Here is a 25,803-nt window from a genome sequence, read left to right on the forward strand (position 1 = left end):
CCGGCTGCGTGCGGTGTCAAGGTGCGCGCAGCGTCAAAACCAGGAAGAGCGCTTCGGCGAGCTCGATCGACGCGCCGTACACGTCGCCGGTGAGGCCGCCGAAGCGCCGCGCCGCGAGACGCGCGAAGAGCAGCGCCAGCAGCACCGTCGCGACGCCGGCGAGCACTCCGCGAAAGCCGAGGAAGAGCAGCGCCGCAGCCGCGGTCGCGAGCGCGAGCGCGACGTCCGAGGTCTTCGCGTGCGCGCGAAACGCGCTGCCGAGCCCGCTCGGCCGCGCGTAGGAAAACGACACCAGCTCGAGCGGCACGACGGCGCGCGCGAGGGCGGGAAAGACGACGAGCGGCGCGAGGCCGCCGCTCGCGACGTGCGCCTCGAGCGCCGCAACCTTCGCGAGCACGAGCAGCAGCAGCGCGCTCGCGCCGTGCGCGCCGATCCGGCTGTCGCGCAGCACCGCGAGGCGGCGCTCCGCGTCGCCCGAGGCGCCGAGCGCATCGAAGGTGTCGGCGAGACCGTCGAGGTGCAGCCCGCCCGTGAGCGCCGCGATCAGCGCGACCAGCAGCACCGCGAGCACGGACGCCGGCAGACGATCCGCGAGCAGCCACGCAACGCCCGCGACGATCGTCCCGAGGACCACTCCGACCAGCGGAAAGAACGCGACCGCGCGGCCGACGTCGACCTCGTCGCCCGCGATCCGCGCGAGCGGCAGGCGGGTGAGGAAGCTCAGCGCGAGCGCGAGCCGACGCACGAACGTGCTCATCTGCGCTCACTCGCCCCGCGCGTCGCTTCCTCCGCGAGCGCGGCGAAGCCGTCGACGATGCGACGCGCGTCCTCCCCGCCGCGCGCCGCGACGCGCACGAAGGACGGCAAGCCGAACGACGCGCAGTCGCGCACCAGAACGCCGTGCTCCGCGGCGAGACGCGCCCGGAAGCGCGCCGCACATCCGACCTCGATCAGGAAGTACGGCGTCGTCGAGGGAATCGTGCGGTAGCCGTGCGCGGCAATCGCCTGCGCGAGCGCGGCGCGCTCGGCGAGCAGACGCTCGCGGCAGGCCGCGACGAATGCGCCCTCGCCCGCCACCGCGATCGCGGCCGCCTGCGCCGCGCTGCCGACCGTCCACGCCGCGCGCGACGCCTCGATGCGCTCGGCGAGCGGCGGCTCCGCGACCACGTAGCCGAGGCGCACGCCGGGGATCGCGTGCTCCTTCGTCAAGCTACGAACGCAGACGACGTTCGGCGGCAGCGGCGCGGTCAGCTCGAGATGACGCTCGCTCAGCGCGAGGAACGACTGGTCGACGATCAGCACGAGGTCCGCGAGCGCGACCGCGAGCCGCTCGAGCTCGGCAACCGGCGTCGCGGCCCCGCTCGGGCTCGCCGGCGCGCACACGGCGACCGCCACGGCGCCGGCGTCGCGCGCGTTGCGGACGACCGCGTCGACGTCGAGCGCGAAGCCGTCCTCCGCCCGCGCACGCCAGGCGACGACGCGCGCGCCAAGAGTCTCGGCCGCGACGCGCAGCTCCGAGAACGATGGCTCGCACACGAGCACCGTCTCGCCGGGTGCGAGCAGCAGGCGCGCGAGCGTCCACAGCAGATCGGTCGCGCCGTTGCCGAGCACGATGCGCTCGAGCGAGATCGCGAGGCTCGCGGCGAGCGCCGCTCGCGCCGGCGCCGCGGTCGGCTCCGGGTAACGATCGATCGCCGCTTCGCGCACCGCGCGCGCGACCGCCTCGCTCGGTCCGTAGGGATTGACGCTCGTGCTGACGTCGAGCAGCGCATCCGGATCGACGCCGAGCGCGCGCAGCTCGTCCTCGACGACGCCGCCGTGCACGCGGCGCGCCGGCGGACGCCGCAGGATCTCAGCCCGCGACGGCACGACGAATCCCAAGCCCCGCGAAGGCGAGCAGCGCGGCGAGCACCGAAGCCACGAGCGTCAAGCGCCACGCGGCGTCGATCGTCTCCGCGCGCAGCGGCGCACGCGCGTCGCCGAGCCGGTAGTGTCCGACCTTCTCGAGCGCGACGCCGAGCGCGCCCGCCATCGCGGACATCGGCCAGCCCGCGTTCGGGCTCTCCGTGCCGCGCGCGTCGCGCAGCGCGATGCGCGCGGCGGCGCGCGCGTCGCGCCGCGTGAGCCACGCGGCTGCTACGAGCAGCGCCGCGGTGAGGCGCGCGGGGATCAGGTTCAGCAGGTCGTCGAAGCGCGCCGACGCCTTGCCGAGGTGCTCGTAGCGGCCGTGGTAGCCGACCATCGCGTCGAGCGTGTTGACCGCGCGGTAGAACACCGCGCCCGGCAGACCGAGCACCGCGTACGCGAGGAGCGGCGCGACGAAGCTGTCCGACGCGTTCTCGGCGACCGACTCGACGGCCGCGGCGGCGACGAGGGGTTCGTCGAGCGCGTTCGCGTCGCGCGAGCAGAGGTTCATCAAGTCACGGCGCGCCGCATCCAGATCGCCGCTCGCGAGGTCGCGACGCACCGTCTGCGCCGCGTCGCCGAGCGCGCGCAGGGCGAACGTGCTCTTGAGCAGCCAGGCCTCGACGACCAGCCGCACGAGCGGCGCGCCCGCGAGCGCGCCGAGCAGCAGCGCCGCGCCGAGCGTGAACGCACCCGGCACCAGCGCCGCCAGCGCGGCGCCGTAGGCGAGCTCGAGCCCCGACCGACCCGACGGCGCGAGACGCTCGGCCGCCGCCACCGCGCGCCCCATCCAGACCACCGGGTGCAGACGCGCCGGCGGCTCGCCGAGCGCCGCGTCCCAGACCAGGGCGAGGGCGAGCGCTGCGCCCGAGGGCACGGCGTCGAGCGGCATCCTTTATACTCCCGCGTCCGACACGCCGGCGGCGGAGAAGCTCGCCATCTCGTGCAGCACGCGCAGCGCGGCGTCGACCAGGCTCATCGCCAGCGCCGCCCCGGTGCCCTCGCCGAGGCGCAGGCCGAGATCGAGGAGCGGCGCGAGGCCGAGCGCGTCGAGGAGCGGCCCGTGCCCGGGCTCGACCGAGCGATGCGACGCGATCAAGTAGTCGCGCGCACCCGGCGCGAGACGCGTCGCGACCAGCGCCCCCGCGCTCGAGATCAGGCCGTCGATCACGACCGGAACGCGCTCGGCCGCCGCGCCGACGACGACGCCCGCGAGCCCGGCGATCTCGAAGCCGCCGAGCTTGGCGAGGACGTCGAGCGGATCCGCCGGATCCGGACGATTGCCGTCGATGGCGCGGCGCACGACCTCGACCTTGCGCCGCCAGCCGGCGTCGTCGACGCCGGTGCCGCGCCCGGTGACGCTCTCGACCGGCGCGCCGGTCAGCACCGCGGCGAGCGCGGCCGCCGAGGTGCTGTTCGCGATGCCCATCTCGCCGATGCCGAGCAGCGTCACGCCGTCGCGCGCGAGCTCCTGCGCGAGCGCGACGCCGACGTCGAGCGCGGCGCGCGCCTGCTCGACGGACATCGCCGGGCCCGAGGCGAAGCTCGCAGTGCCGGGAGCGATCCTGTGCATGCGCACCCCGGGCAGCGGCTCGGGCTCGCCCGCGACGCCCATGTCGACCACGACGACGCGCGCGTCCGCTTGCCGCGCGAGCACGTTGATCGCCGCCCCGCCCTGCGCGAAGTTGCGCAGCATCTGCCGCGTCACCTCCTGCGGGTAGGCGCTCACGCCTTCCGCGGCGACGCCGTGATCGGCGGCCATCACCACGATCGCCTTCGCCGCGGGCGGCGGCGCGTCGGTGGCGCGCATCGCGGCGTAGCGGCGCGCGAGCTCCTCGAGACGTCCGAGGCTGCCGCGCGGCTTGGTCTTGTCGTCGAGCGCGCGCTGCACGCGCGCGGCGACGGCGTCGTCGGGTGGACGGATGCGGTCGCGGGCAGCGTCGAGCAGCGTCGTCACGGCGTCCGTACCTCGATCGGCGTCGGGCGCAGGCGCAGGAGGACGCCGAGCGCCGCGAAGTGGATCTCGTCGGCGTCGCGCGCAAGGCGCTGGTGCGCCCGTCCGGTGACGTCACGGAAGGCGCGCGCGAGCTCGTTCTCCGGCACGATCCCCATCCCCACCTCGTTCGTGACCACGACGCTCGCGAACGACGCGCTCGCGAGCGTCGCCGCGAGCTCGTCGACCCGCGCGGCGATCGCATCTTCGGAATCGCCGCGCAGCAGCAGATTCGCGAGCCACAGCGTCAAGCAATCGATCAGGACGACGTCCGCGGAGTCCTCGAGCCCACGCAGCGTGGCGGCGAGCTCGAGCGGCTCCTCGACGGTGCGGAAGTCGTCGCCGCGCTCGGCGCGGTGCGCGGCGACGCGCTCGCGCATCTCGGCGTCGAGCGCCTGCGCGGTCGCGACGAACACCCGACGCGCACCGAGCTCTCTCGCGCGGACGAGCGCGAACGCGCTCTTGCCGGAGCGGGCGCCGCCGCCGATCAGGACGAGGTGACCGCGCATCAGGGCACCACCGCCGCCGCACGCGGGTGCGCGCCGTGACGCGCGAGCCAGCCGCGCACGCCCCGCTCGACCGCCTCCGCGACCGCCGCACCGATCAGATGTCCGAGCTCGGTGTGCTTGCCTGCGTAGACCTCGGTCACCGGGCCGAGCGGTGCTGCGACAACGATGCAGTCGGTGCCGGTGCCGGTTGCCGGACGACCGCTGCGCCGGCTGCGAATGCCCGCCTCGAGCACCGCGAGCGTGCGCGCCTCCGACGCGAGCGCGAGCGCCTCGAGCAGCGCCTCGTCGCTCACCGGTTTCGGCAGTCGACAGAGAAGGTTGATCGTTCCGGGGTGCGCGCGCTCGTCCGGGAGGTCGCCCGCGCGCAGCGCGTTCTCGAGCCCGACCGTCACCAGGCAGCGCACGGTCGAAGAGCCACACGCCTTCGTCACCTCGACGTAGTGGTCGAGCGACGTCCCGGTCATCAGGCCCACCGCAGTTGGGACGTCGGCCTCGCGCAGCCGAGCTTCGAGGAAGCTGCGCGGATCGACCGGTGGTGCGAGCTCGTCGTCGTCGACCTGGCACCACGCCACCGTGCGGCCCTCGACGAGGCCGCCACCGACGATCGCCCAGGAGGCGAGACGATGCGGCCCGCCGAGATCGACGATCAGGAAGCGGCCGCGCCGTGCGACGTGGAATTCGCTCACCGCGGCGTCCTTAGCATCCGCGCGCAGCCGCGCCGCAGCGCGAGGGGCCGCGTTGCCCGAAGTGAGAATCCAACCGGCTGCCCGCCTCGCGGGCGTGTGGCGAAAATTTGGCCAAGCCGGGCTTCTACCGCATTGCGTCATTAGCGAAACGCTGGCCAGATCTGTTGCATTTGCAGGCAACGCTGTTAATTCCTGAGTCAATTGTGTCGACCAATCCCAGCGGTGCGCGCACACCATATGCGCACCCTGGCGGGGAGGGAGAGAGGAGGACGATATGTCGACCCGATGGGGAAGGATGCTTCCCGTCCTCGGTGGTGTCGTCGCCATCGCCTGGGCGAGCGCCGCTGGAGCACAGACTCTCATCGACCGGACGGGAGAGTCGGAGCCTTACGTCGCCGCGGCCGAGACGAAGGAGCCGACGATCGAGCCGATTCCGCCGCTGCAGTACTTCGATGAGACGGTGGACGGCGTGAAGGGCTGGTTCGACAAGCACGGGATTCGGATCAGCTCCGGCTTGTCGACCGCGTTCCAGTGGTCGTTCAACGAGCCGGCCGACTTCAAGATCCCGCTGCGCTCGATGGACAACTGGCACAGCCGCTACTTCGTCGGCCTGTGGCAGCTGACCCTGGCGTACAACGATGCGCCCGACCTGAACGAGTTCGGCGGCCTCGTCCAGCTCGACGCGGGCCGCATCGCGCGGCGCATCAAGTCCGACTGGAACGGCAGCGGCGTCGTTCCGGACGCGGAGTGGGAGTTCAAGGAGGTCGAGCTCCAGCAGGCCTACCTCGTCTACAACGTCCCGATCGGCAACGGCCTCACCCTCAAGGGCGGTAAGTTCGTCACGCTGCTCGGCGCCGAGGTGATCGAGCCGTGGCTCAACCCGAACTGGTCGCGCTCGTACCTGTTCGGCCTCGCGATTCCGTTCACGCACGTCGGCGGTCTCGCGACCTACCCGATCACCGACATGGTGAGCGTCACGGTCGGTGGCGTGATCGGCTGGGACAACGTCGAGGACAACAACTCGAGCCCGAGCATCACCGGTCAGATCGCGATCTCGCCGAACGATCGGGTCGCGCTGTACGTCAACGGCATCTACGGCCCCGAGCAGACCTGCTTCCCCGAGCCGGGTGCGTTCCAGTCCGGCTGTAACCGCAACAAGCGCGGCGTGGTCGACGTCGTCGGCAACTTCAAGCTGACCGACGATCTCGGCTTCATCCTCAACTTCGACTGGGGCAGCGAGGACGAGGCGAGCGTCGTGAACCCGGGTCGGCACTCCACCTGGGTGGGCGCCGCGGGCATCCTGACCTACCAGATCACCGACCGCTTCAGCACCGCGCTGCGCGGCGAGTGGTTCGAGGACGCGCAGGGCTCGCGCACCGGCGTGCAGCAGGAGCTCTGGGAGATCACGCTCGACTTCAAGGCGATGCTCTCCGAGTACATCTACACCCGCGTCGAGTACCGCCACGACGAGTCGGACGAGCCGGTGTTCCTCAAGGGCAAGAATCGCTTCCTCGCCGGCGACGACTCGGTCGCAGTCGAGGTGGGCTACTACTTCTAAGTTTCAAAGAGTGAAACGGCGCCACGCCACGGCGTGACGTCGTAGCCCAAAAAAAGGCCACGTAGCGTTCGCTACGTGGCCTTTTTTCGTTTCACCTGCGGAAGATTCATTGACTTCCGCCATGCCTGTCGCGTAGGAGTGCGCCCCGAATCGCGTGACTACTCGCTGCACCAAACGCGGTTCGTCAAGTACAGGAGCGCAACCGGCCTCGCGCCATCGTGACCACACCCGAACCTTGGAGGTAGCCGTGCCCCACTGTCTCCGATCCCTGCACAGCTCGACCTGGATCCGCGCCTTGCTGCTCGCGACGCTGGTCCTCGCCCTTGGCGCCGGTGAGTCCGCCGCGCAGTCGATCAGCAACCTGGCGATCACGAAGAACGCCGGCAACACGGACGACACACTGTCGGACGGCGTGACCCAGAGCTACCAGCGCAAGTCGACGACCGCGGTCCAGAGCTCGAGCGCGACCTCGTTCACGACGCGCTACGCCTGGGTGGTCGGCGTCGACAACGGTGCGACCGCGGGCGACCGGACCGAGACGCTCAACACGGACTACCAGGTGACGTTCAGGGTCACGGCGCCCGGCGCCTACCGGCTCAACGTCAACACCGTTCGCCGTGGCGCGCTGACGCGCGTCGACGACGGCGGCGGCAACGCCAGCGCCGACATCAGCGGCGTCACCGGCTCGTTCAGCGGCGGCACGCTCACGTCGGGCACCCTCAACCTCGCCGATCCCGGCAGCCTTTCGAACGGCGGCAACAACGCCAACGTGCCGTTCGACCAGTCGGGCTCGGCGGTGATCACGGGCGTCAGCAATGGCTCCCCGGTCAACCACACGCTGCGCTTCACCTGGACGTCGAGCTGCACCAGCGACTCGACCGGCATCCTGAACGCGAACGGCGGTGACGAGTGCGCCGTGCGCGGCGGCCTGGCGATCGACTACGGCGGCGAGACGGCCGGCGACTACCCCGGCGCCGGCAGCCGCGTCCAGGCCAACGACGGCCACTTCGTCACCGTCACGCTGGTCAACCTGTGCGGCAACGGCACCGTCGACACGAGCGTCGGCGAGCAGTGCGACCAGGGTGCCGCGAACGGCACCTCGGGCTCCTGCTGCACCTCGACGTGCCAGTTCCGCGCGGCGGGCCAGATCTGCCGTGCGGCGAGCGGCGTCTGCGACGTCGCCGAGACCTGCACCGGCTCGAGCGCGACCTGCCCGGCCGACGCCGTCGCCAGCGCGGGCACGATGTGCCGCGCCGCCGCGGGCATCTGCGACGTCGCCGAGTTCTGCAACGGCAGCAGCAAGACCTGCCCGAACGACGGCTTCAAGCCCTCGACCGAGCTCTGCCGTGCGGCGGCGGGCGTCTGCGACGTGGCCGAGTTCTGCACCGGCAGCAGCGCGGCGTGCCCGAGCGACGCGAAGAGCACGGCCGAATGCCGCGCGTCGAAGGGCGTGTGTGACCCCGCCGAATTCTGCGACGGCTCCAGCAACGACTGCCCGGCGGACGCCAAGAGCACGGCGCTGTGCCGCGCGGTGGCGGACGTCTGCGACGTCGCCGAGTTCTGCGACGGCGAGAACGACCACTGCCCGGAGGACGGCTTCAAGCCGGCGACCGAGGTCTGCCGCGCCGCGGCCGGCATCTGTGACGTCGCCGAGTTCTGCACCGGCGACAGCGCGGCCTGCCCGGCGGACGAGGTGCTTCCCGAGGGCACGCTGTGCCGCGACGAGAACGGCGTCTGCGACGTCCAGGAGTTCTGCGACGGCGTCAACGTCGACTGCCCGAACGATGCGGGCAAGCCGGACACCGACGGCGACGGGCTCTGCGACATCGCGGACAACTGCCCCGAGACCGCAGACCCGACCTTCGCGGACGACGACAACGACGGCGTGGGCAACGTCTGCGACCCGTGCACCAACATCGGGCCGGTCGAGATCGTGAAGCCGTTGATCGCGCTCAAGAAGATCCACACGCCGGAGTCGGACGACACGCTGCGGTTGACCGGCGTCATCACGGCGCCGACCAGCCCGGCGATCGATCCGGTCGCGAAGGGCATCCGCTTCCGCTTCGAGGATCCGGACGGCAACGAGGTGCTCGACGTCACGATCCCGGGCGGCGAGTACAACGCGGCGCTGCGCGTCGGCTGGAAGGTCAAGGCCGGTGGTACCGCCTGGACCTACACCAACGGCGGCAAGATCGTGCCGCTGATCAACGGCATCAACTCCGTCAGCATCAAGGAGAACAAGAAGAAGCCCGGCGAGCTCAAGTTCAGCATCAAGGGCAAGACCGGCTTCTACCCGGTGTTCCCGGAGGAGATCCCGCTCAAGGTGAGCGTGGTGATCGATGCGCCGTTCGCCCAGACGGGCCAGTGCGGCGAGTCGATCCTCAACGAGCACCGCTGCATCTTCGACAAGAAGTTCACCAAGCTGACGTGCAAGTGAGGCGGGCTTGATGTCGCGCCATCGCAACTGGAACCGACTGCTCGTGCTCGGCACGAGCCTTCCCGCAGCACAAGGAAGGAGCGACCTCGTGAACACTCCCATCCGCACCTCGAGCGATGCGTGTCGCGCCCGACTTCGGACGGCTCTTCTCGCGGCGCTGGCGATGGCGGCCTTCGGGGCCGCCTCGCCGGCGCATGCCGCGGACGCCTGCACCGACGAGGCGCCGATCAACCCCTGCATCCCTGGCGGGTACAACGGCCGCCTCGACTGCCTGGTCGAGTGGCTGGTGACGCCCCAGCCGCCGCGCAACAACCGTGGGATCGTGCGCAACCGGATCCTCTGCTTCGAGGGTGACCCGCGGTGCGACGCGGATCCGGTCATCGACGACGGGATCTGCAAATTCGAGACGCAGATCTGCATCAACAACACCGACCCGCGCATCAAGAACTGCACGCCGTCGGACGTGTCGACGTTCGAGGTCGAGCAGCCGCTCTTCAAGAGCGACGACCCGATCGACGTCGCGAACAAGGACGCGCTCGAGTACGAGCTCGGCTACGGCGGGCTCGGCCCGTACATCGTGCAGAACAAGAAGCTCGTCTACGAAGGCGGCGTGAACGACACGCCCAACCTGTGCAGCAACCCGATCGAGCTCACCGTGCCCATGGTCCAGGGGCGCAACGGCAAGTTCCGCACCGGGCGCAAGCGGTTCATCATCCGCGGTGCGGCGTCAGACGGGCGCATCGACAAGGACCTGTTCACCTTCCGTTGCAAGCCGAGCACCTGCGGCGACGGCAAGAAGCAGCGTCACGAGCAGTGTGACGACGGCAACCGCATCAACGGTGACGGTTGCGATCAGGGCTGCAACATCGAGGAGCCCAACGAGCAGGGCTGAGGCAGGAAACGCGTGAGATGACCGGCGCGCGAGCGGTGCGGCACGAGGCCGCGCCGCTCGCGCGCCGTTTTTGTTGGAACGTGGTCAGGGCGCGCCGGCGGCCGGCTGCTGGCCCTGACCCGAGGTCTGACCCTTCGCCTGCAGAGCCTCGCCAGCCGCGATCACCTCGGCGGCCGTCTTGCCGTTGAGCGCGGCGTTGATCGCCGCTTGGACCTGCGCCGGATCCTTCGGCGCTTCTCCCTGCGGCGGCTTGACCGCGTTCACCACCAGCGCCGCCGCGGCCTGGTTGAAGCGCTGCTGATCCTCCTTCGACAGCGAGGCGCGCACCTCCTCCATGGAACGCTTCGCCGACTCCTGGGTCGACATGTCGAGGCGGGGCTCTTCCCGACTGGTGGTGCAAGCGGCGGCCGTCAGCGCGACGACGGCGACGCACACCCGAACGAAGCTTCCTCTCATCGCTCCTCCTACAAGAATGCCGGGCCGCGGCGCTCGAGCGCCTCGGCGACCAGGCGTTGCACGCGTTGCCTGACCTCCTCCGTGAGGCGGCTGACCAGCAGTCGGTCGTGCGCCGCCTCGGGTCCGTACTGCTGCGAGAAGTCGAGCGGCCGGCCGAACTCGATGCGCCACTTGCTCGGCAACGGCACCAGCCCGAGCAGCCCGAGCCACGGGAAGGTCGGGGTCAGCGGAAAGTACGGCAGGCGTAGCTGGCGCGCGAGCCAGTCCCACCGCCCGATGATCGGGTGGATCTCCTCCGACCCGATGATCGCGACCGGCACGATCGGCGTGCCGGTGCGCAGCGCGATGCGCACGAAGCCGCCGCGTCCGAAGCGCTGCAGACGGTAGCGCTGCGAATACGGCTTGCCGATGCCCTTGGTGCCCTCGGGGAACACGACCACCGCGTGGTCGCGGCGCAGGAGCCGCTCCGCGTTCTCCGGGCACGCGCGCACGCCGCCGCAGCGGATCATGAAGTCGCCGACGAACGGCAGGTTGTAGACGAAGTCGTCGACCAGCGGACGGACGCTGCGGTGCGCCGGGTGATGGTCCTGCACCGCGATCTTCAGCATCGCCCCGTCGTAGGCGAAGAGCCCGCCGGCGTGGTTCGCGACCAGGAGGACACGCCCTTCCCCGGGCACGTTCTCGAGCCCTTCGACGTCGACCCGCCACCACGTGCGGTACAGCGCGCGGAACAGCGGCGCGACGCTCTGCTCGTACTCGGCGTCGTAGCCGAACTCGTCGACCTCCGGGATGCGTCCCGCGCCGAGCGCGTTCGCGAGCAGGGTGAGCGGCGAGCTTTTCTCGAGGTCGCGCGCGAGCCGCGCGTACGCGTCGAGCGCCGCGTCGACCATCTCGGTGATGCGGCTGCCGCCGGCGCCGACGCCGCCGCTCTCGGCGAGCGCACGCTCGACCAGCGCGTCGAGCGCGCGCAGGCGCTCGCGGAAGAGGTCGTGGCGAAGCACCGCGGCCGTCGATCCGCCCGGGGGCGCCGGACGTGGCGGCGTCTTGCGCCGCACCGGCCGCAGCCGCCGGACGTTGCGCGCCTGCGGAGCGCCCGCGCCGTCCGCCTTCGCGCCGCCGCCCGCCTTGCCGCTCTTCTCCGGGCCCATCTTCTGCGGATTCACCATCGTCGCCGGCAAACCTATCACAGCTCCATGCGTGACAGCGCAGGGCGCGCCGAAATTCAATCGTCGAGCAGCGCGCGCGCGACCTCGGCCAAGGCGGGCGCCTCCGGCGTGTAGCGGATGCACAGGCTCTGCGCGCGCTCGCTGTGAAAGCGCAGCCTGTGCTCGACGACGAAGCCCGCGCCGCCGTGCAGGTGGTGCCCCGTCCAGCAGAGCCGCTTGAACGCCTGCCCGACGTAGGCGCAGGCCGAGGCGAGCTCGGTGCCCTCCTCCGTCCCGGCGTCGATGCGGGTGATCGCCTGCCAGGCGAGGTGGCGCGCCGCGGTGTACGCCGTGCCCATGTCGGCGATCTGGTGCCGCACCGCCTGGAAGAGCGCGATCTTCTGCCCGAACTGCTCGCGCTCCTTGACGTAGGCGACCGTCATCTCGAGGACGGCGTCCATGCCGCCGACCATCTCGGCGAGCGCGAGCGCGACCTGCCGTCGCCAGGCGCGCGCCAGCGCCTCCTCCGCCGCGCCCGGCGCTCCGACGCGTCCGACGATCGGCGCGTGGTCGTACGCGACGTGCGCTTGACGGTCGCCGCCGAAGGTCTGGAGCGGGGTGAGCCGCACGCCAGGAGCGCTCCGCTCGACGAGCACGAGGCTCAGCCCGCCCGCCTCGCGCGCGGCGACCAGGTGCAGGTCGGCGGCCGCGGCGTCCGGGACGTACGCCTTGGCGCCGCGCAGCACGTCCCCCGCGGCGGTCGAGACGACCTCGGTGCGGTACGCGTGCGGCGCCCTCGCCTGCTCCTCGTCGAGCGCCACGGCGAGCGTCCGCTCGCCGCGCGCCAGCGCGGGCAGCAGCGGGTGATTCGGATCGAGGTCGGCGAGCAGCGCTGCCGTGCGGATCGCACCGATGATCGGACGCGGCACGAGGCCGCGCGCGCACTCCTCGAGCAGGCAGGCGAGATCGACCAGCGAGCCGCCGGTCCCGCCTGCCGTCTCGGGCACGCCGACGCCGAGCCAGCCGAGCTCGGCGATCCTCCGTCGCGTCGCCTCGTCGACGCCGGTCGGCTCGCTCTCCCAGGCGAGCAGGCGCTCGGGCACGCACTCGCGCGCCGCGAGCTGACGGACCGCGTTCTTCAGCTCCTGCTGCTCCGGCGAGAAATCGAAGTCCATGCGCGCCCCGTCCCGTCCTACTTGCGCGGCAGGCCGTAGCCCATGAAGCCGATGATGTCGCGCTGCACCTCGTTGGTGCCGCCGCCGAACGCGAGCATCGGCGCGATGCGGTAGAGCCACTGCATGCGTCCGTCGACGAGCGCGCTCGGCTCCTGCGGGTGCGTCTGCCCGTTGAGCCCGAGGATCTCGCAGCCCGTGTCCGCGATCCGCTGCGTCAGCTCGGAGACGCAGATCTTCGCCATCGACGACTCGGCGGCCGGCACGCCGCCGCGGTCGAGCGCGACCGCGGTCTCGAGACCCAGCATGCGCGCGGCGTCGATCTCGACCTGCAAGCGCGCGAGACGCTCGCGCACCCACGGATCCTCGCGCAGCGGACGTCCGTCAATCACAAGCTCCTTGACGATTCTGACGAGCGCGCGGAAGTGGCGCCGCGCCATGCCGATCGAGCCGATCGACAGACGCTCGAAGTTGAGCGCCATCGCCGCGTAGTAGAAGCCCATGCCGCGCTCGCCGATCAGATAGCTCTTCGGCACGCGGACGTTGTCGAGGAAGAGCGCGTTGGTACGCAACCCCGGCCACACCCAGATCGGCTGCACGCTCACGCCCGGCGCGTCCATGGGCACGATCATCATCGAGATGCCCTTGTGCTTGGGCGCGTCGGGCTCGGTGCGCACGGCGAGCCAGTTGTGCGTCGCCATGTGCGCCATCGTGTTCCACATCTTCTGGCCGTTGATCACCCACTCGTCGCCGTCGAGCACGGCGTGCGTGCGCAGCGAGGCGAGGTCGGTGCCGGCCTCGGGCTCGGAGTAGCCGAGCGCGAAGTCGACCTCCGCGGCGTTGATCCGCGGCAGCCACTCGCGCTTCTGCTCCTCGGTGCCGACGCGCATGATCGTCGGCGCGACCGAGGTCGCGGTGAGCGGCAGCATCGGCGCGCCCGCGGTCTCGATCTCGTCGATGAAGATCCACTGCTCGACCGCGGTCTTCTCGAGCCCGCCGTACTCCTTCGGCCAGGCGAGCCCCCACCAGCCGCGCTCGCGCAGCGCCTCGAAGAACTTCCGCGCCCGCGGACCGCGCCCCTCGTTGCCGAGCTCGCGCGTCTCGCGCGCGAGCTCCTCGTCGACGTGCTCGGCGATGAAGGCGCGCACCTCGTCACGCCAGGCGCGCTCGCGCGGGGACAGATCGTAGTTCATGCGGCGGAAAGTGCCACGACGACGCTCGCTGGGAAACGTGTCGCGTCAGGAGGGCCGCAGACGCGGCAGGACCTTCTTCTCGAAGAGCTCGAGGCTCTCCCAGCCGAGCTTCGCCGGGATGCCGCCCATCAAGGGGTGCAGGATGATCCGGCCCTGGCGCTGCGCGAGCTCGACGCACTGGTCGGGCGTGAGGATCTGGTAGACGCCGCTCGCGCGCACCTCCTCGACCGTCTGCCCGCTGACGTGCACCTGCGAGCGCTGGTCGGGCGTCTGCCAGGCGGCGTAGGTGCGCGCGTCGTAGAGCGCGTGCTCGCCGATCCGCGCCCAGTCGCGCTCGGGATCCTCGCTGACGTGCACGAAGCCCGGACCGCCCGGCAGGCTCACGAAGCCGCCCGCGAAGCCGACCGCGCGGCACTCCTCCTCGTAGATCTCCTTGAGCTTCGGATCGCCGATCGACGGGAAGAAGCCGCAGCCGAGCCGCGCCGCCCGGCGCGCCGCCTTCTCGGTCGAGCCGCCGATCATGATGAGCGGCGGCGACGCCGGCTTCGGCGTGACGCGCACCATCCGCCCGCGCCATTCGAACGGCTCGCCGGTCCAGGCGCGGCGCATCACCTCCACGTACTCCTCGAGAAGCCGGCCGCGTCGCTTGCGGTCGACGCCGGCCATCTCGAACTCCTCGGCGCGGTAGCCGAGGCCCGCGACGAGGCTCACCCGTCCGCCGGTCGCGAGCGACGCGGTCGCGAGCTGCTCGGCGAGCCGGATCGGGTCGTGCAGCGGCACCAGCACGGCCGCGATGTTGATCGGGATCCGCTGCGTGCGTCCGCCGATCGCGGCCGCGAGCGTCACCGGCGACGACATGTAGCCGTCGTCGACGCCGTGGTGCTCGGAGAGCACGACGACGTCGAGCCCGTTGCGATCGGCCCACGCGCACTGGTCGAGGCAAGCCGCGTACTGCTCGGCGTGCGTCGCCGTGCTGAACGGGGGGACGCGCAGGTCGTAGCGGATGCCGATCATCACCATGGCTCCGCTGTATCGGCTTTCTCCGGCGCCTGTCGAGAACGCTGGGTCGATTGACCGCCCGGCGGGGCTCGATTACGTCCCGGGGGCGATGGCGGCTCCGCGGCTGGTGATCGTCACCGGAAAGGGGGGCGTGGGCAAGACGACCGTCGCGGCCGGGGTCGCCCGCGCCGCGGTGGCGGCACGCCGGCGCGCGCTGCTCGTCGAGGTCGCCACACCGGGCCGCCTCGCGAGCGTGCTCGGGGTGAACGCGCTCGGCGCCGAGCCGCGCGTGATCGCGGACGGGCTCTCGGCGGTCGCGCTCGACGAGGGCCGCGCGCTCGAGGAGCTCGTGCACCGTCTGATGCCGCTGCGGCTGCTGTCGCGCCGGCTCCTGTCGAGCGAGACCTTCCGCATCATCGCCGCGGCCGTGCCCGGCATCATCGAGGCCGCGCTGCTCGCGCAGATCGTCGCGTGGCTCGAGGAGCGCGATTTCCGTGGCCGCGCCCGCTGGGACGTCGTGGTGCTCGACGCGCCGGCGAGCGGGCACTCGGTGCCGCTGCTCGCGACGCCGCGTACGCTGTCCGGGCTCGCGACCGTCGGTCCGCTCGGCGAGGTGCTGCGGCGGATCTCGCGCTGGCTCGGCGATCCGGAGCTCACGCGGGCGCTGGTGGTCGCGATCCCGGAGGACTGGGCGGTCGCCGAGGCGGTCGAGCTTTACGAATCCTTGCGTGACGGCCTCGCGATCCCGGTCGGAAGGCCGCTGCTCAACGCCGTCTTTCCGCGCCGCTTCTCGCGCACCGAGGAAGCGCTGCTCGCCGACGCCGACGCCGGCCACACCGTCGACCCGGAGCTGCTCGCCGCGGGACGCTACTTCATCGAGCGTCGCCGCGCGGCGCTCGAGCACGGCAAGGCGCTGCGCGAGAAGACGCGCGCGCGACCGCTCGAGCTGCCGTTCGTCTTCGCGCGCGGCATGATCTGGGACGACCTCGACCCGATCGCCGAAGCCGCGGCCCCGGCGCTCGACTGAAGGCGACGATGGAGCGAGCGACCACCGCCACGGCCGAGCGCGGCCTGTCCGACCTGGTGCACGGATCCCGTGTCGTCGTCTGCCTGGGCCCGGGCGGCGTCGGCAAGACCACCAGCGCGGCCGCGATCGCGGTCGCGGCGGCGCTCGCGGGAAAGCGCGTCGCGGTCCTGACCGTCGATCCCGCCGCACGCCTCAAGGACGCGCTCGAGCTGCCGCGCGACCCGGGACGGCTGCACCGCGTGCCGCTGCCCGAGGGCGCGACCGGCACGCTCGACGCGATCCTGCTCGACGCGAAGGGTCTCTTCGACGGCCTCGTCCGCCGCCTGTCGCCGAGCCCGGCGCTCGCCGAGCGCGTGCTCGCGAACCCGGTCTACCGCAACGTCGCCGGCGCGTTCGCCGGCTCGGACGCGTACATGGCGCTCGAGCAGCTGCTCGACATCGTGCGCGACGAGGACTTCGACCTCGTGGTCGTCGACACGCCGCCCGCGAGCCACGCGCTCGAGCTGTTCGACGCCCCCGAGCGCATCCTCGCGCTGCTCGACTCGCGCGCGCTCGAGTACCTGGGCGAGCCGGTGCGGATCCTCGGCGCCGCGTCGTCGCGGCTCGCGCGCTCGCTGCTGTCCGCGGTGCTCGCCGGGCTCGAGCGGATGACCGGCCTGTCGCTGCTGCGCGACATCTCGACGCTCGCGACCGACTTCAGCGTCGTGTCGCCGGAGTTCAAGAAGCGCGCGCAGGCGATCCGCGACCTGCTGCGCGCGGCCGACACGCGCTACGTGCTGCTCGCCGCGCCCGACCCGCACGCGACGACGGACATCCTGAACTTCGCCACCGAGGTGCACCGCGCGGGCGTGTCGATCGACGCCGTCATCGTGAACCGCGTCCTGCAGGACGGCGTCGCGACGCCGCGCAGCGCGCACGGCATCGACGCGCGTCCGCCGACGAGCGAAGGCGCGACACCGCCCAAGACGGCGCGCTGGCCGTCGCACCTGGCGCGCAACCTGGTCGCCTGCGCGCGCGACCTCGCCACGCTGCGCGCGGCGCAGCAGGAGGTCATCGAGCGGCTGCGCGAAGGGCTCGCGACGCTGCCCGGCGGCAAGGCGGCGCCACGCGACGAGGAGCGCGTCTGGGTGCTGCTGCCCGCGCTGTCCCCCGCGCCGACGACGCTCGAGGGGATCGTCGCGCTCGCCCGCGCGCTCGGGGTCGCGGGGCCGCGCTCGACGTCGGCGGCGTGAGCGGGCGCCGCAGGGCGAGACGGCGCCGGCGGCGCGAGCAACGTCGTGGTGCGACCGGCGCCGAGCGGCGCGCGTCGCGAGGTCGTGAGCGCGCGCTCAGCCCTGCGCGGCGTCGTCCTCGCCGGCGGGCTTGCGGGCGCGCGGCATGCGCGGGGCGCGCTGCGGCGCCGGACGCTCCGCCGCCGCCTGCTGCTGGCGCTCGGCCAGAAGCCGATCGAGCTTGATGTTGATGTTGACGAGGCTGCCCTGCAGCGCCTCGATCTTGCTCGTGAGCTTGGTCAGATCGTTCTTGGTCGGGAGGTTCAGCGCCGACAGCAGCAGCTGCATGTTCTTGTCCACCTGCCCCTTCGTGCGCGCCGCGCGGCGCAGCGCCGCCGCGAGCGCGTCGGTGACGTGCGGGTTCTGCAGGATCTCCTCGGCGAACTGGCCGAGCCGCTCCTCACCGGCGCCGACAATGCGCTGCCAAAGCGACTCGGGCTGCTTTCGTTCCGCCATCGATGATGGTCCTTTCTGCGGGCGCGCGTCGCGCTGCGCTCGATCGGAGGCCGTCGTTGCACTACAGTTCGCCCCGTGAGGCGGTCAAGGTGGATCAGCTCGCGGACGTCCTCGGCATCCTGAGCGGGCTGCGCTTCGTGGCGCCGTACCTCGACCCCACCACCACGGTGGTCACGGCGGTCGCCATGCACGTCACCTACGCCGTGCTGTGCTGGATCTTCGCGACCAAGAACCGGCGCAGCGGCGTCGCCTGGAGCGCGGCGGGCTTTCTCGGCGGCGCCGCCATCGCGCTCGCCCTGCTGGTCGCGAACGAGCGCCAGGAGAGCCGCGAGCAGCCCCCCGCGACCTGACCGTCAGCGCGGCTCCTCGCCCTCGGCGACGACGAAGGCCATCGCGAGGTTCGCCGCGTGGGTCAGCGACAGCGACAGCCGGACGATGCCGAGGCGCCGCGCCGTCGCCGCGGCCGAGCCCGACAGCTCGATGCGCGGCGGCCCGCCACGCTCGCGCACGACCTCGATCTCGTGCCACGCGGCGTGCCGTCCCCAGCCGACGCCGAGCGCCTTCATCACCGCCTCCTTGGCCGCGAAGCGCGCCGCGTAGCTCTGCGCGCGGCCGCGGCCGCGCGACTCGCAGTAGCGCTGCTCGCCCGGCGTGAAGACGCGATCGCGCAGACGCGCGCCGTGGCGGGCGGCGAGCGCGCGCTCGATGCGGTCGATCTCGGCGAGGTCGACGCCGGTGGCGATCACCATGGGAGAGAACCCGTCAGCACGCGCTGCAGCTGTGGCAGGTCGCGACGTCGCACGGCGGCGTCTGCCGCTCGAGCAGCGCCTTGCGCCACTCGGCGAGCAGGTAGCGCTTGTCGACGCCGTGGTCGATGAAGTCCCAGGGCAGGATCTCGTCGGGCGCGTAGCGCCGGTGGACGAAGACGTCCGGCGACGGGCACGCACCGAGGCCGCCGTCGCGCACCGCGCGCTGCACGACCGGCCAGAAGGCGCCCCCGTTCTCGTGCACGGCGACGAGCAGCGACGCCACCCGCCGGTCGCCGCGCGACAGCAGCGTCTGCCAGTAGGCGTCGCGCGACGACTCGACGTCGAGCGTCGCGTTCGGGATGCGCTCGACGGCGCGACGCAGGAGCCGCGTGCGCTCCTTCAGCGTGCGGCGGTCCGCCATCGGCTCCCACTGCAGGGGCGTCCACGGCTTCGGCACGAACGGGTTGATCGACAGCGTGATGCGTCCGACGCCGCGCGCGAGCCGCGAGCGCAGCCGCTCGTGGATCTTCGCCGCGAGCTCCGCGATCGCGAGCACGTCGTCGTCGGTCTCGGTCGGAAGCCCGATCATCGCGTACAGCTTGAGCCCGGCGACGCCGCCGCCCGCGAGCAGCTCCGCGGCGCGCAGGATCTCGGTCTCGCTCAAATTCTTGTTGATCACGCGCCGCATGCGCTCGGAGCCGGCCTCGGGCGCGATCGTCACCGAGCGGGTCGAGCCGTTGCCGAGCGCCGCCGCGAGCTCGGGGGTGATCATGTCGGCCTTGAGCGACGACGGCGACGCGCGTCCGCCGCGCTCGGCGATCTCGCGGCAGAGCGTCGCGATGCCCGGATGGCTCGCCATCTCGGCGCCGACGAGGCCGATCGTCTTGCGGTGCTCGAGCGCATCGGCGAGCACGTCGTCGCGCAGCGCGCGCACGCTGCGGTGGCGCACGGGACGGTACATGAAGCCCGCCGCGCAGAAGCGGCAGCCCCACTCGCAGCCGCGGCTCGCCTCGACCAGGAACATGTCGCCGAACACCGCCTCGGGCGAGAGGATCTGCGAGCGCGTCGGCGCGTCGTCGAGGCGCGCGACGTAGCGGCGTCGCACGCGGGGCGCGGGACGCGGGTCGTCGCTCGCGAACCCGCCCCACGAGCCCGGCAGGTACGCGCCCTCGACCTCGGCCGAGGCGGCGAGCAACTCGTCGCGGGACGCGCCGCGACCGGCCGCGCGCAGCGCCGCGAGCCACTCGGGCACCATCTCCTCGCCCTCGCCGATCAGGAAGAGGTCGACGAACTCGGCGATCGGCTCGGGATTCAGAAACGTCGCCGGTCCGCCGACGACGACCAGCGGATCGCGCGCCGAGCGCTGCTCGCGGTACAGCGGCAGCCCCGCGCCGGCCAGCATGTCGAGCAGATGGACGTAGTCGGTCTCGAACGAGATCGAGAACGCGAGCACGTCGAACGACGACAGCGGACGCCCGCTCTCGAGCGAGCGCACGCGGTCGTAGGGCGGCTCGTCGGGCAGGAAGGCGCGCTCCACGGCGACGCCGGCGCGCGCGAGGATGCCGTAGATCGCCTGGAAGCCGAGGTTCGCCATGCCCACCGGGTAGGTGTTGGCGTAGGCGAGGCAGATCGAGAGGTCGGACGCGCGCGGCGGACGAGCGCCGACGTGGACCTCGCTCGCGAGGCGCTCGCGATCGCGGTCATCTTGGGCGCGCGGCATCCGCTGAAGGGTAGCCGGCGCCCGACGGGGCGACAACAACGCTCCGGGGGAGCTCTACGCTCCCCCGGGCTCGATCAATCCGCCTGCTTCCGCAGGAACGTCGGGACGTCGTACTCCGACTCGTCCTCGACGATGCTGCCGCCGCGGGCGGTCGGGTCGTCCGGCTCGTCGCCGCGGCGGCGGTGCCAGACCGGGTTCTCGCCGTCGTCGACGATCAGGCCCATCTTGACGACGCGGCGCGGACCCGAGTCGCGCACCGGCTCGCGGTACGAGCGCGGCTGCGCCACCGACGAGATCGGCGTCGGCGAGATCGGGCGGCGCATCTCGGGCTGCGCCGGCGCCGCGGGACGGGCCACGAACGGCTCCGCTGCCGGCTGCGCCGCGCGCTCCGGCTCACGATCGCCGAAGCCGGTCGCGATCACGGTGATGCGCAGCTTGTCGCCCATCGTCTCGTCGATCACCGCGCCGAAGATGATGTTGGCGTCGTCGTCGGCCTCTTCCTGGATCAGCGTCGCGGCCTCGTTGACCTCGTGCAGCGTCAGGTCGGGGCCGCCGGTGATGTTGATCAGCACGCCGCGCGCGCCCTGGATCGAGAGGTCGTCGAGCAGCGGCGACGAGATCGCGCGCTGCGCCGCCTCGACCGCGCGGTTCTCGCCCTCGGCGAGCGCCGCGCCCATCATCGCCATGCCCATCTCGCTCATGATCGTGCGGACGTCGGCGAAGTCGAGGTTGATCAGGCCGTGCACCGTGATCAGGTCGGAGATGCCGCGCACCGCCTGCAGCAGCACGTCGTCCGCCTTCTTGAAGGTCTCCATGATCGGCATGTTGCGACCGGAGACCGAGAGCAGGCGCTGGTTCGGGATGGTGATGAGCGTGTCGACGCTCTTCTTGAGCTCCTTGATGCCCTCTTCCGCCTGGCGCATGCGGCGCTTGCCCTCGAAGAGGAAGGGCTTGGTCACCACGCCGACCGTCAGCGCGCCGAGCTCCTTGGCGATCTGCGCGATCACCGGCGCGCCGCCGGTGCCGGTGCCGCCGCCCATGCCGGCGGTCACGAACACCATGTCGGCGCCTGCGAGCAGGTCGCGCAGGTACTCGACGTCCTGGCAGGCGGCCTCGCGTCCCACGGCGGGATTGGCGCCCGCGCCGAGCCCCTTGGTCAGGCTGGAGCCGAGCTGCACCTTCACCGTCGCGAGATTCGCGGCCAGCGCCTGAGCGTCGGTGTTGGCAGCGATGAAATCGACTCCCGGCATGCCCGCCTGGATCATCGTGTTGACGGCATTGCCGCCGCCACCTCCGACCCCGACGACCTTGATCCGCGCGCCCGCCTGCTCCCCACCCGTCAGCTCGATCATCAGCCAACCTCCAATTGACTCTTGCCCCCGAGCCGTGCGCGCCCGGCCGCCTCGCCGCCGCTCCGCGCTCGTTCGATGGGCTTCGTCACTCGCTCGCCTTTCGCCTCGTCTGCTGTCGCCGTTTCCTGTCGCCGATTCGTTTCGCGCGACTCCCTAGCGTATTGCAAGAATTCGCTCGAGCTCAAAAGAAGTCGCGCAGCCAGTCTCCCATCCGCTGCTTCACCTTCGAGAACGCGCCCTGCGCGCCGTTGCTCTGCGCGGGCGCGACCTCGAGACCCGGCGCACCGACGCCGAGCAGCAAGCCGACGCCGGTCGAGTACGCCGGACCGCTCACGATGTCGCCGAGACCGCCGCCGCTCTGGATCGGCGCGCCGATGCGCACCGGCGCGTGGAACACGCGCTCCGCGAGACCGGTGATGCCGTCGAGGCTCGCCGTGCCGCCGGTCAGGACCACGCCCGAGGCCATCATGCCGTCGACGCCGGCGCGCACCGCCTCCTGCGAGACGAGCGTCAGGATCTCCTCGACGCGCGGCTCGATGATCTGGGCGAGGATCTGGCGCGCCAGCACGCGCGGCCCGCGTCCGCCGACGCTCGGCACCTCGATCATGTCGTCGTCCGCGACCGTGCTCGCGAGCGCCGAGCCGAAGCGCTGCTTGAGCTTCTCCGCCTCCTGCGGCGGCGTGCGCAGCCCGGCCGCGATGTCGTTGGTCAGGTGGCTGCCGCCGAGACCGAGCACCGCGGTGTGGCGCACTGCGCCGCCCTGGTAGACGACCAGGTCGGTCGTGCCGCCGCCGATGTCGATCATCGCGACGCCGAGCTCGCGCTCCTCCTCGGTCAGCACCGCCTGCGCCGACGCGAGCGGCGCGAGCACGACCTGCGACACCTCGAGACCGCTGCGCTCGCAGCACTTGATGACGTTCTGCACCGCGGCGCTCGCCGCGGTCAGCACGTGGACGCGCGCCTCGAGCCGCACGCCGGACATGCCCTGCGGCTGCTTGATGCCGTCCTGGTCGTCGATGATGTACTCCTGCGGCAGAACGTGCAGGATCTGCCGATCCATCGGCAGCGCCACCGCGCGCGCGGCGTCGAGCACCGCCTCGACGTCGTGGGCGTTCACCTCGCCGCTCTTGATCGCCACCATGCCGTGGCTGTTGAAGCCGCGGATGTGGCTGCCGCTCGCGCTCACCACGACGCTGTGGATCTCGCAGTCGGCCATGATCTCGGCCTCGCGCACGGCGCGCTGGATCGCGTGCACCGTCGAGTCGATGTTGACCACGACGCCGCGCTTGAGCCCCTGCGAAGGCGCGGTGCCGAGTCCGATCACGTGCGGGCCGTCGTCGTGCATGGCCGCGACCAAGACGGACGTCTTGTGCGTACCGATGTCGAGTCCGACGTGGATCGCCTGCTTGCGCGCCATCGCTCTAGATCATCTCCTGCTGTGAAGTGGTCGAGGTCCAGCGTGCCACCACCGAGCGCGGATCGCTGACGTCGACGCTGCCCGCGAGTCGACCGAGGGCCACCTCCTCCGAAGCCTCCGCGCCGACCACGCCGGACAGCGACGCCGACGCGTGCGCGAGCACGCGCCGCAGCGACGACAGCTTGTCGCGCCAGGCGCCCCAGCCGAGGTGCATCGCGAGGCGGCCGTCCTCGCTGAACGCGACGATCTGCGGACGCTCGTCGCGCCCGATGCCCGCCACCCGTGGCTCGAGCGCGACCTCGGAGACGCGGATCCCCGCGTACCCGCTCTCGAACAAGTGCGCGACCCGCACCGCCTCGCGCAGCTCGCGCGGCAGCGGCAGCTCGGGCTGCGCGCGCTCCGGGTAGGCCGCGCGCCAGCGCTCGGCGTCGACGCTCACGATCGGCAGCTCCCCGGCGAAGCCGTCCGCCGCGTCGATGACGACGCCGGACTGGTCAAGCAAAAACATCCCGCCGTCGGTGCGCAGGATCGCGCGCGGCCGACGCTCGCGAACGACGACCCGCAGGCGATCCGGCCACAGCCGCCACACCTCGGCGTCGGCGATCGCCGCCTGCGCTTCAAGCCTGGCCTCGAGCACCTGAGGCGAGGCCTGCCAGATGCTTCCCCCCTCCACCATTCCCAACCACGACCGCACCGTTGACGCATCGAGTCGTTCGAGTCCCTCGATGTCGATCGCCCGCACGGCGAAATAACGATGTTCCATGCAGTAGCGCATCAGCGGGCCGAGTGTAAAGCAGAATCCGCCGGCTAGAAGGAAAAAAACGACGTTTCGTATCGGCCAACGTCGCCATCCGCCGAGGGGAACCCGCGGGCGGCGCAGCCGTGCCGCGGCGCGGCGTGACGTCGTTCGCCATGTCGACGGCCACCTCATGCCACCACCCCCTGGCCGAGCCGCGTCTCGCGAACGTGCAAGGACGCAAGATCGAGCAGACGCTCGATCAGCGCCGGGAACTCGATGCCCGCGTGACGCGCCATCGCCGGGAACCAGCCGAGCTCGTGCAGCCCCGGCAGCGTGTTGCACTCGAGGACGAACATCGCGCCGTCGTCGCGCACCCGCAGGTCGACGCGGCTGTACGGGCCCGCGAGCAGCGCCCGGTGGGTCGCGGCCGCGATCTCGAGCGCGCGCTCGTAGTGCTCGCCGAGCGGCGCCGGCAGCACGAAGCGCTCGCGTCCCGGCGTATACTTGACGTCGTAGGTGTGCAGCTCGTCGCCGAGCGGCACGACCTCCATCGCGGCCAGCGCCTCGCCGTCGAGGACTGCGACCGTGACCTCGCGTCCCGCGATGTACTGCTCGACGAGCGCGTCCGGGTCGTAGCTGTGCGCGAGCGCGATCGCGCCCTCGAGCGCCGCCGGATCGCGCACGATCGACACGCCGTTGCTCGATCCTTCGCCGCGCGGCTTGACCACCACCGGCAGCGGACACGGCAGCTCGCACGTCTCGCGCCCCGGACCGACCAGCGTCCCGACCGGCGTCGGCACGCCGGCGGCGAGCAGGATCTGCTTCGCGAGCCACTTGTCCATCGAGATCGCGCTGCCGAGCACGCCGGCGCCGGTGTACGGGATGCCCATCACCTCGAGGAGACCCTGGATGCAGCCGTCCTCGCCGTAGCGTCCGTGCAGCGCGTTGAATGCGACCTCGATGCGCTCCTCGGCGAGCACGCGGGCGATGTCGCGGCCGACCGAGATCTCGCGCACGTCGTAGCCCGCCGAGCGCAGCGCCGCGGCGACCGCGCGCGCGCTGCGCTCGGAGATCTCGCGCTCCGAGGACAGTCCGCCCGACAGCACGCCGACCCGCTTGCCGCGATACCTTCCGCGCTCGCTCACCGCTCCCCCACCCTCGCTGCGCTCACCACTCGCCCACCAGGCGCACCTCCGGCTCGAGGAGGACGCCGCAGCGCTGCGCCACCACGTCGCGGATCTCGTCCATCAGCGCGCGGACGTCCGCCGCGCGCGCGCCGCCGGTGTTGACGATGAAGTTCGCGTGCTGCGGCGACACCTGCGCGCCGCCCACGCGCTTGCCCTTGAGCCCGCAGAGCTCGATCAGACGTCCGGCGAAGTCGCCCGGCGGGTTCTTGAAGATCGAGCCCGCGTTGGGCAGTCCGAGCGGCTGGCGGCGTCCGCGCTTTCTCTTCGCGTCCGCGATGCGCTGCGCGATCGCCTGCGGATCGTCGCGCACGAGACGCATCTCGAGCGCCGTCACGACGAAGCCCGGCGGCAGATCGAGCCTGCGGTAGGCGAACGCGAGCTCGTCGCGCAGCAGCCGGCGACGCTCGCCCGTGCGGCTCACGCCGCGCAGCGCCTCGACCACGTTCGCGATCTCGCCGCCGAAGGCGCCCGCGTTCATCAGCACGCCGCCGCCGACCGTGCCCGGGATGCCTTCGCCGAACTCGAGGCCGCTGTAGCCGCGCTCGGTGACCTCGAGGACGAGCCGCTTGAAGTTCGCCGACGCGCCGGCGACGACGCGCGCGACGTCGCGCTCCTCGACCCACTCGATGCGCGCGAACGAGCGGCCGAGCTTGATGGTGAGGCCGCGCACGCCGGCGTCGGCGACCACCAGGTTCGTGCCGCCGCCGAGCATGAACACCGGCACGTCGCGCGCCGACGCCCAGCGCAGCAGCTCCGCGAGCGCATCCTCGGTCTCGACCTCGCAGAACAGATCCGCCGGACCGCCGACGCGCATCGAGGTGTGGCGCGCGAGCGGCTCGTTGCGGCGCACGACGCAGCCCGGTCCGAACGGCGGCGCGTCGAGGTCGATGGTCTCGGCGAGCGCGCTCACCGCCCGTCCTCCGCTCCGACGACTCCCACG

The 25,803-nt window shown here is 71.9% G+C and carries 25 protein-coding genes; 6 read left to right on the forward strand and 19 right to left on the reverse strand.

Translation table 11 applies throughout. The features are described 5' to 3' along the window. Positions 1-16: 16 nt before the first annotated feature. The 6 genes from cobS to VIS07_01640 are packed head-to-tail and all read right to left on the reverse strand — an operon-like array spanning position 17 to position 5,093. Complete coding sequence (cobS, locus tag VIS07_01615) at positions 17-757, reverse strand: adenosylcobinamide-GDP ribazoletransferase (protein HEY8514193.1); 741 nt, start codon at positions 755-757, stop codon at positions 17-19. Continuing rightward, a complete protein-coding gene (locus tag VIS07_01620; GenBank protein ID HEY8514194.1) occupies positions 754-1,869 on the reverse strand; it encodes an aminotransferase class I/II-fold pyridoxal phosphate-dependent enzyme in 1,116 nt (371 codons plus the stop codon). The genes cobS and VIS07_01620 overlap by 4 nt, the downstream gene beginning before the upstream one ends. Continuing rightward, positions 1,853-2,797 (reverse strand): adenosylcobinamide-phosphate synthase CbiB, encoded by a 945-nt coding sequence (gene cbiB, locus VIS07_01625; GenBank protein ID HEY8514195.1) that lies wholly within the window; start codon positions 2,795-2,797, stop codon positions 1,853-1,855. The genes VIS07_01620 and cbiB overlap by 17 nt, the downstream gene beginning before the upstream one ends. Positions 2,798-2,800: 3 nt before the next feature. After that, positions 2,801-3,862, reverse strand: a complete 1,062-nt coding sequence (cobT, locus tag VIS07_01630) for a nicotinate-nucleotide--dimethylbenzimidazole phosphoribosyltransferase (protein HEY8514196.1) — start codon at positions 3,860-3,862, stop codon at positions 2,801-2,803. Then, on the reverse strand, positions 3,859-4,407 hold the full coding sequence (gene cobU / locus VIS07_01635; GenBank protein HEY8514197.1) for a bifunctional adenosylcobinamide kinase/adenosylcobinamide-phosphate guanylyltransferase: 549 nt from the start codon (positions 4,405-4,407) through the stop codon (positions 3,859-3,861). Before cobU ends, cobT begins: the two co-directional genes overlap by 4 nt. Further along, positions 4,407-5,093 (reverse strand): adenosylcobinamide amidohydrolase, encoded by a 687-nt coding sequence (locus tag VIS07_01640; GenBank protein ID HEY8514198.1) that lies wholly within the window; start codon positions 5,091-5,093, stop codon positions 4,407-4,409. Before VIS07_01640 ends, cobU begins: the two co-directional genes overlap by 1 nt. Before the next feature lie 274 nt (positions 5,094-5,367). On the opposite strand from VIS07_01640, the gene VIS07_01645 reads away from it, so the two are divergent. The 3 genes from VIS07_01645 (at position 5,368) to VIS07_01655 (ending at position 9,980) form a co-directional block, all read left to right on the forward strand. Next, complete coding sequence (locus VIS07_01645; GenBank protein ID HEY8514199.1) at positions 5,368-6,651, forward strand: porin; 1,284 nt, start codon at positions 5,368-5,370, stop codon at positions 6,649-6,651. Positions 6,652-6,898: 247 nt separating this feature from the next. Continuing rightward, a complete protein-coding gene (locus VIS07_01650) occupies positions 6,899-9,088 on the forward strand; it encodes a hypothetical protein (GenBank protein HEY8514200.1) in 2,190 nt (729 codons plus the stop codon). 163 nt (positions 9,089-9,251) lie between these two features. Beyond that, positions 9,252-9,980, forward strand: a complete 729-nt coding sequence (locus VIS07_01655) for a DUF4215 domain-containing protein (GenBank protein HEY8514201.1) — start codon at positions 9,252-9,254, stop codon at positions 9,978-9,980. Positions 9,981-10,064: 84 nt separating this feature from the next. Here the strand turns inward: VIS07_01655 and VIS07_01660 are convergent, their stop codons facing one another. From VIS07_01660 to VIS07_01680, 5 genes are read right to left on the reverse strand one after another with little or no spacing between them, the layout of a single operon-like run. Then, complete coding sequence (locus tag VIS07_01660) at positions 10,065-10,436, reverse strand: DUF6694 family lipoprotein (protein HEY8514202.1); 372 nt, start codon at positions 10,434-10,436, stop codon at positions 10,065-10,067. A gap of 8 nt (positions 10,437-10,444) precedes the next feature. After that, positions 10,445-11,602 carry a lysophospholipid acyltransferase family protein gene (locus tag VIS07_01665; GenBank protein HEY8514203.1) on the reverse strand — a complete coding sequence of 386 codons (1,158 nt, stop codon included), beginning with the start codon at positions 11,600-11,602 and terminating at the stop codon, positions 10,445-10,447. Between the two features lie 56 nt (positions 11,603-11,658). Next, positions 11,659-12,756, reverse strand: coding sequence for an acyl-CoA dehydrogenase family protein (locus VIS07_01670; GenBank protein HEY8514204.1), 1,098 nt, complete (start codon positions 12,754-12,756; stop codon positions 11,659-11,661). 17 nt (positions 12,757-12,773) lie between these two features. After that, entirely contained in the window at positions 12,774-13,946 is a 1,173-nt protein-coding gene (locus VIS07_01675) for an acyl-CoA dehydrogenase family protein (protein HEY8514205.1), read from the reverse strand. 45 nt (positions 13,947-13,991) lie between these two features. Further along, the gene (locus VIS07_01680; GenBank protein HEY8514206.1) at positions 13,992-14,966 is read right to left on the reverse strand and encodes an LLM class flavin-dependent oxidoreductase; all 975 of its coding nucleotides are present in this window, start codon (positions 14,964-14,966) and stop codon (positions 13,992-13,994) included. 88 nt (positions 14,967-15,054) lie between these two features. On the opposite strand from VIS07_01680, the gene VIS07_01685 reads away from it, so the two are divergent. Further along, positions 15,055-15,972: an ArsA-related P-loop ATPase gene (locus tag VIS07_01685; protein ID HEY8514207.1), complete on the forward strand. Its 918-nt coding sequence runs from the start codon at positions 15,055-15,057 to the stop codon at positions 15,970-15,972. Between the two features lie 8 nt (positions 15,973-15,980). Then, the gene (locus VIS07_01690; GenBank protein HEY8514208.1) at positions 15,981-17,204 is read left to right on the forward strand and encodes an ArsA-related P-loop ATPase; all 1,224 of its coding nucleotides are present in this window, start codon (positions 15,981-15,983) and stop codon (positions 17,202-17,204) included. 96 nt (positions 17,205-17,300) lie between these two features. Here the strand turns inward: VIS07_01690 and VIS07_01695 are convergent, their stop codons facing one another. Beyond that, positions 17,301-17,699, reverse strand: coding sequence for a hypothetical protein (locus tag VIS07_01695; protein ID HEY8514209.1), 399 nt, complete (start codon positions 17,697-17,699; stop codon positions 17,301-17,303). Between the two features lie 89 nt (positions 17,700-17,788). On the opposite strand from VIS07_01695, the gene VIS07_01700 reads away from it, so the two are divergent. Further along, positions 17,789-18,049, forward strand: a complete 261-nt coding sequence (locus tag VIS07_01700) for a hypothetical protein (GenBank protein ID HEY8514210.1) — start codon at positions 17,789-17,791, stop codon at positions 18,047-18,049. 3 nt (positions 18,050-18,052) lie between these two features. On the opposite strand, the gene VIS07_01705 is transcribed toward VIS07_01700, so the two are convergent. The 7 genes from VIS07_01705 to murB all read right to left on the reverse strand — a co-directional run bounded on the left by VIS07_01705 (position 18,053) and on the right by murB (position 25,773). Continuing rightward, positions 18,053-18,448 carry a holo-ACP synthase gene (locus VIS07_01705; protein ID HEY8514211.1) on the reverse strand — a complete coding sequence of 132 codons (396 nt, stop codon included), beginning with the start codon at positions 18,446-18,448 and terminating at the stop codon, positions 18,053-18,055. Between the two features lie 13 nt (positions 18,449-18,461). Continuing rightward, a complete protein-coding gene (locus VIS07_01710) occupies positions 18,462-20,168 on the reverse strand; it encodes a radical SAM protein (GenBank protein ID HEY8514212.1) in 1,707 nt (568 codons plus the stop codon). Between the two features lie 74 nt (positions 20,169-20,242). Next, positions 20,243-21,520: a cell division protein FtsZ gene (ftsZ, locus tag VIS07_01715; GenBank protein ID HEY8514213.1), complete on the reverse strand. Its 1,278-nt coding sequence runs from the start codon at positions 21,518-21,520 to the stop codon at positions 20,243-20,245. A 181-nt stretch (positions 21,521-21,701) separates the two neighbouring features. Next, positions 21,702-22,937: a cell division protein FtsA gene (gene ftsA / locus VIS07_01720; GenBank protein HEY8514214.1), complete on the reverse strand. Its 1,236-nt coding sequence runs from the start codon at positions 22,935-22,937 to the stop codon at positions 21,702-21,704. Between the two features lie 4 nt (positions 22,938-22,941). Further along, positions 22,942-23,868 carry an FtsQ-type POTRA domain-containing protein gene (locus tag VIS07_01725; GenBank protein ID HEY8514215.1) on the reverse strand — a complete coding sequence of 309 codons (927 nt, stop codon included), beginning with the start codon at positions 23,866-23,868 and terminating at the stop codon, positions 22,942-22,944. Beyond that, positions 23,865-24,821, reverse strand: a complete 957-nt coding sequence (locus VIS07_01730; GenBank protein HEY8514216.1) for a D-alanine--D-alanine ligase — start codon at positions 24,819-24,821, stop codon at positions 23,865-23,867. The genes VIS07_01725 and VIS07_01730 overlap by 4 nt, the downstream gene beginning before the upstream one ends. A 22-nt stretch (positions 24,822-24,843) precedes the next feature. Beyond that, a complete protein-coding gene (gene murB, locus VIS07_01735) occupies positions 24,844-25,773 on the reverse strand; it encodes a UDP-N-acetylmuramate dehydrogenase (GenBank protein HEY8514217.1) in 930 nt (309 codons plus the stop codon). Positions 25,774-25,803: the final 30 nt, after the last annotated feature.

Source organism: Candidatus Binatia bacterium (genome assembly GCA_036563615.1).
GTDB lineage: Bacteria > Desulfobacterota > Binatia > UBA12015 > UBA12015 > DATCMB01.

What these genes read in the sequence shown, in the direction of transcription:
- cobS (HEY8514193.1), bottom strand. Translation starts at nt 757, where the DNA reads ATGAGCACGTTCGTGCGTCGGCTCGCGCTCGCGCTGAGCTTCCTCACC.
- cbiB (HEY8514195.1), bottom strand. Translation starts at nt 2,797, where the DNA reads ATGCCGCTCGACGCCGTGCCCTCGGGCGCAGCGCTCGCCCTCGCCCTG.
- cobU (HEY8514197.1), bottom strand. Translation starts at nt 4,407, where the DNA reads ATGCGCGGTCACCTCGTCCTGATCGGCGGCGGCGCCCGCTCCGGCAAG.
- VIS07_01645 (HEY8514199.1), top strand. Translation starts at nt 5,368, where the DNA reads ATGTCGACCCGATGGGGAAGGATGCTTCCCGTCCTCGGTGGTGTCGTC.
- VIS07_01655 (HEY8514201.1), top strand. Translation starts at nt 9,252, where the DNA reads ATGGCGGCCTTCGGGGCCGCCTCGCCGGCGCATGCCGCGGACGCCTGC.
- VIS07_01660 (HEY8514202.1), bottom strand. Translation starts at nt 10,436, where the DNA reads ATGAGAGGAAGCTTCGTTCGGGTGTGCGTCGCCGTCGTCGCGCTGACG.
- VIS07_01665 (HEY8514203.1), bottom strand. Translation starts at nt 11,602, where the DNA reads ATGGTGAATCCGCAGAAGATGGGCCCGGAGAAGAGCGGCAAGGCGGGC.
- VIS07_01670 (HEY8514204.1), bottom strand. Translation starts at nt 12,756, where the DNA reads ATGGACTTCGATTTCTCGCCGGAGCAGCAGGAGCTGAAGAACGCGGTC.
- VIS07_01675 (HEY8514205.1), bottom strand. Translation starts at nt 13,946, where the DNA reads ATGAACTACGATCTGTCCCCGCGCGAGCGCGCCTGGCGTGACGAGGTG.
- VIS07_01680 (HEY8514206.1), bottom strand. Translation starts at nt 14,966, where the DNA reads ATGGTGATGATCGGCATCCGCTACGACCTGCGCGTCCCCCCGTTCAGC.
- VIS07_01685 (HEY8514207.1), top strand. Translation starts at nt 15,055, where the DNA reads ATGGCGGCTCCGCGGCTGGTGATCGTCACCGGAAAGGGGGGCGTGGGC.
- VIS07_01690 (HEY8514208.1), top strand. Translation starts at nt 15,981, where the DNA reads ATGGAGCGAGCGACCACCGCCACGGCCGAGCGCGGCCTGTCCGACCTG.
- VIS07_01695 (HEY8514209.1), bottom strand. Translation starts at nt 17,699, where the DNA reads ATGGCGGAACGAAAGCAGCCCGAGTCGCTTTGGCAGCGCATTGTCGGC.
- VIS07_01705 (HEY8514211.1), bottom strand. Translation starts at nt 18,448, where the DNA reads ATGGTGATCGCCACCGGCGTCGACCTCGCCGAGATCGACCGCATCGAG.
- VIS07_01710 (HEY8514212.1), bottom strand. Translation starts at nt 20,168, where the DNA reads ATGCCGCGCGCCCAAGATGACCGCGATCGCGAGCGCCTCGCGAGCGAG.
- ftsZ (HEY8514213.1), bottom strand. Translation starts at nt 21,520, where the DNA reads ATGATCGAGCTGACGGGTGGGGAGCAGGCGGGCGCGCGGATCAAGGTC.
- ftsA (HEY8514214.1), bottom strand. Translation starts at nt 22,937, where the DNA reads ATGGCGCGCAAGCAGGCGATCCACGTCGGACTCGACATCGGTACGCAC.
- VIS07_01725 (HEY8514215.1), bottom strand. Translation starts at nt 23,868, where the DNA reads ATGAGGTGGCCGTCGACATGGCGAACGACGTCACGCCGCGCCGCGGCA.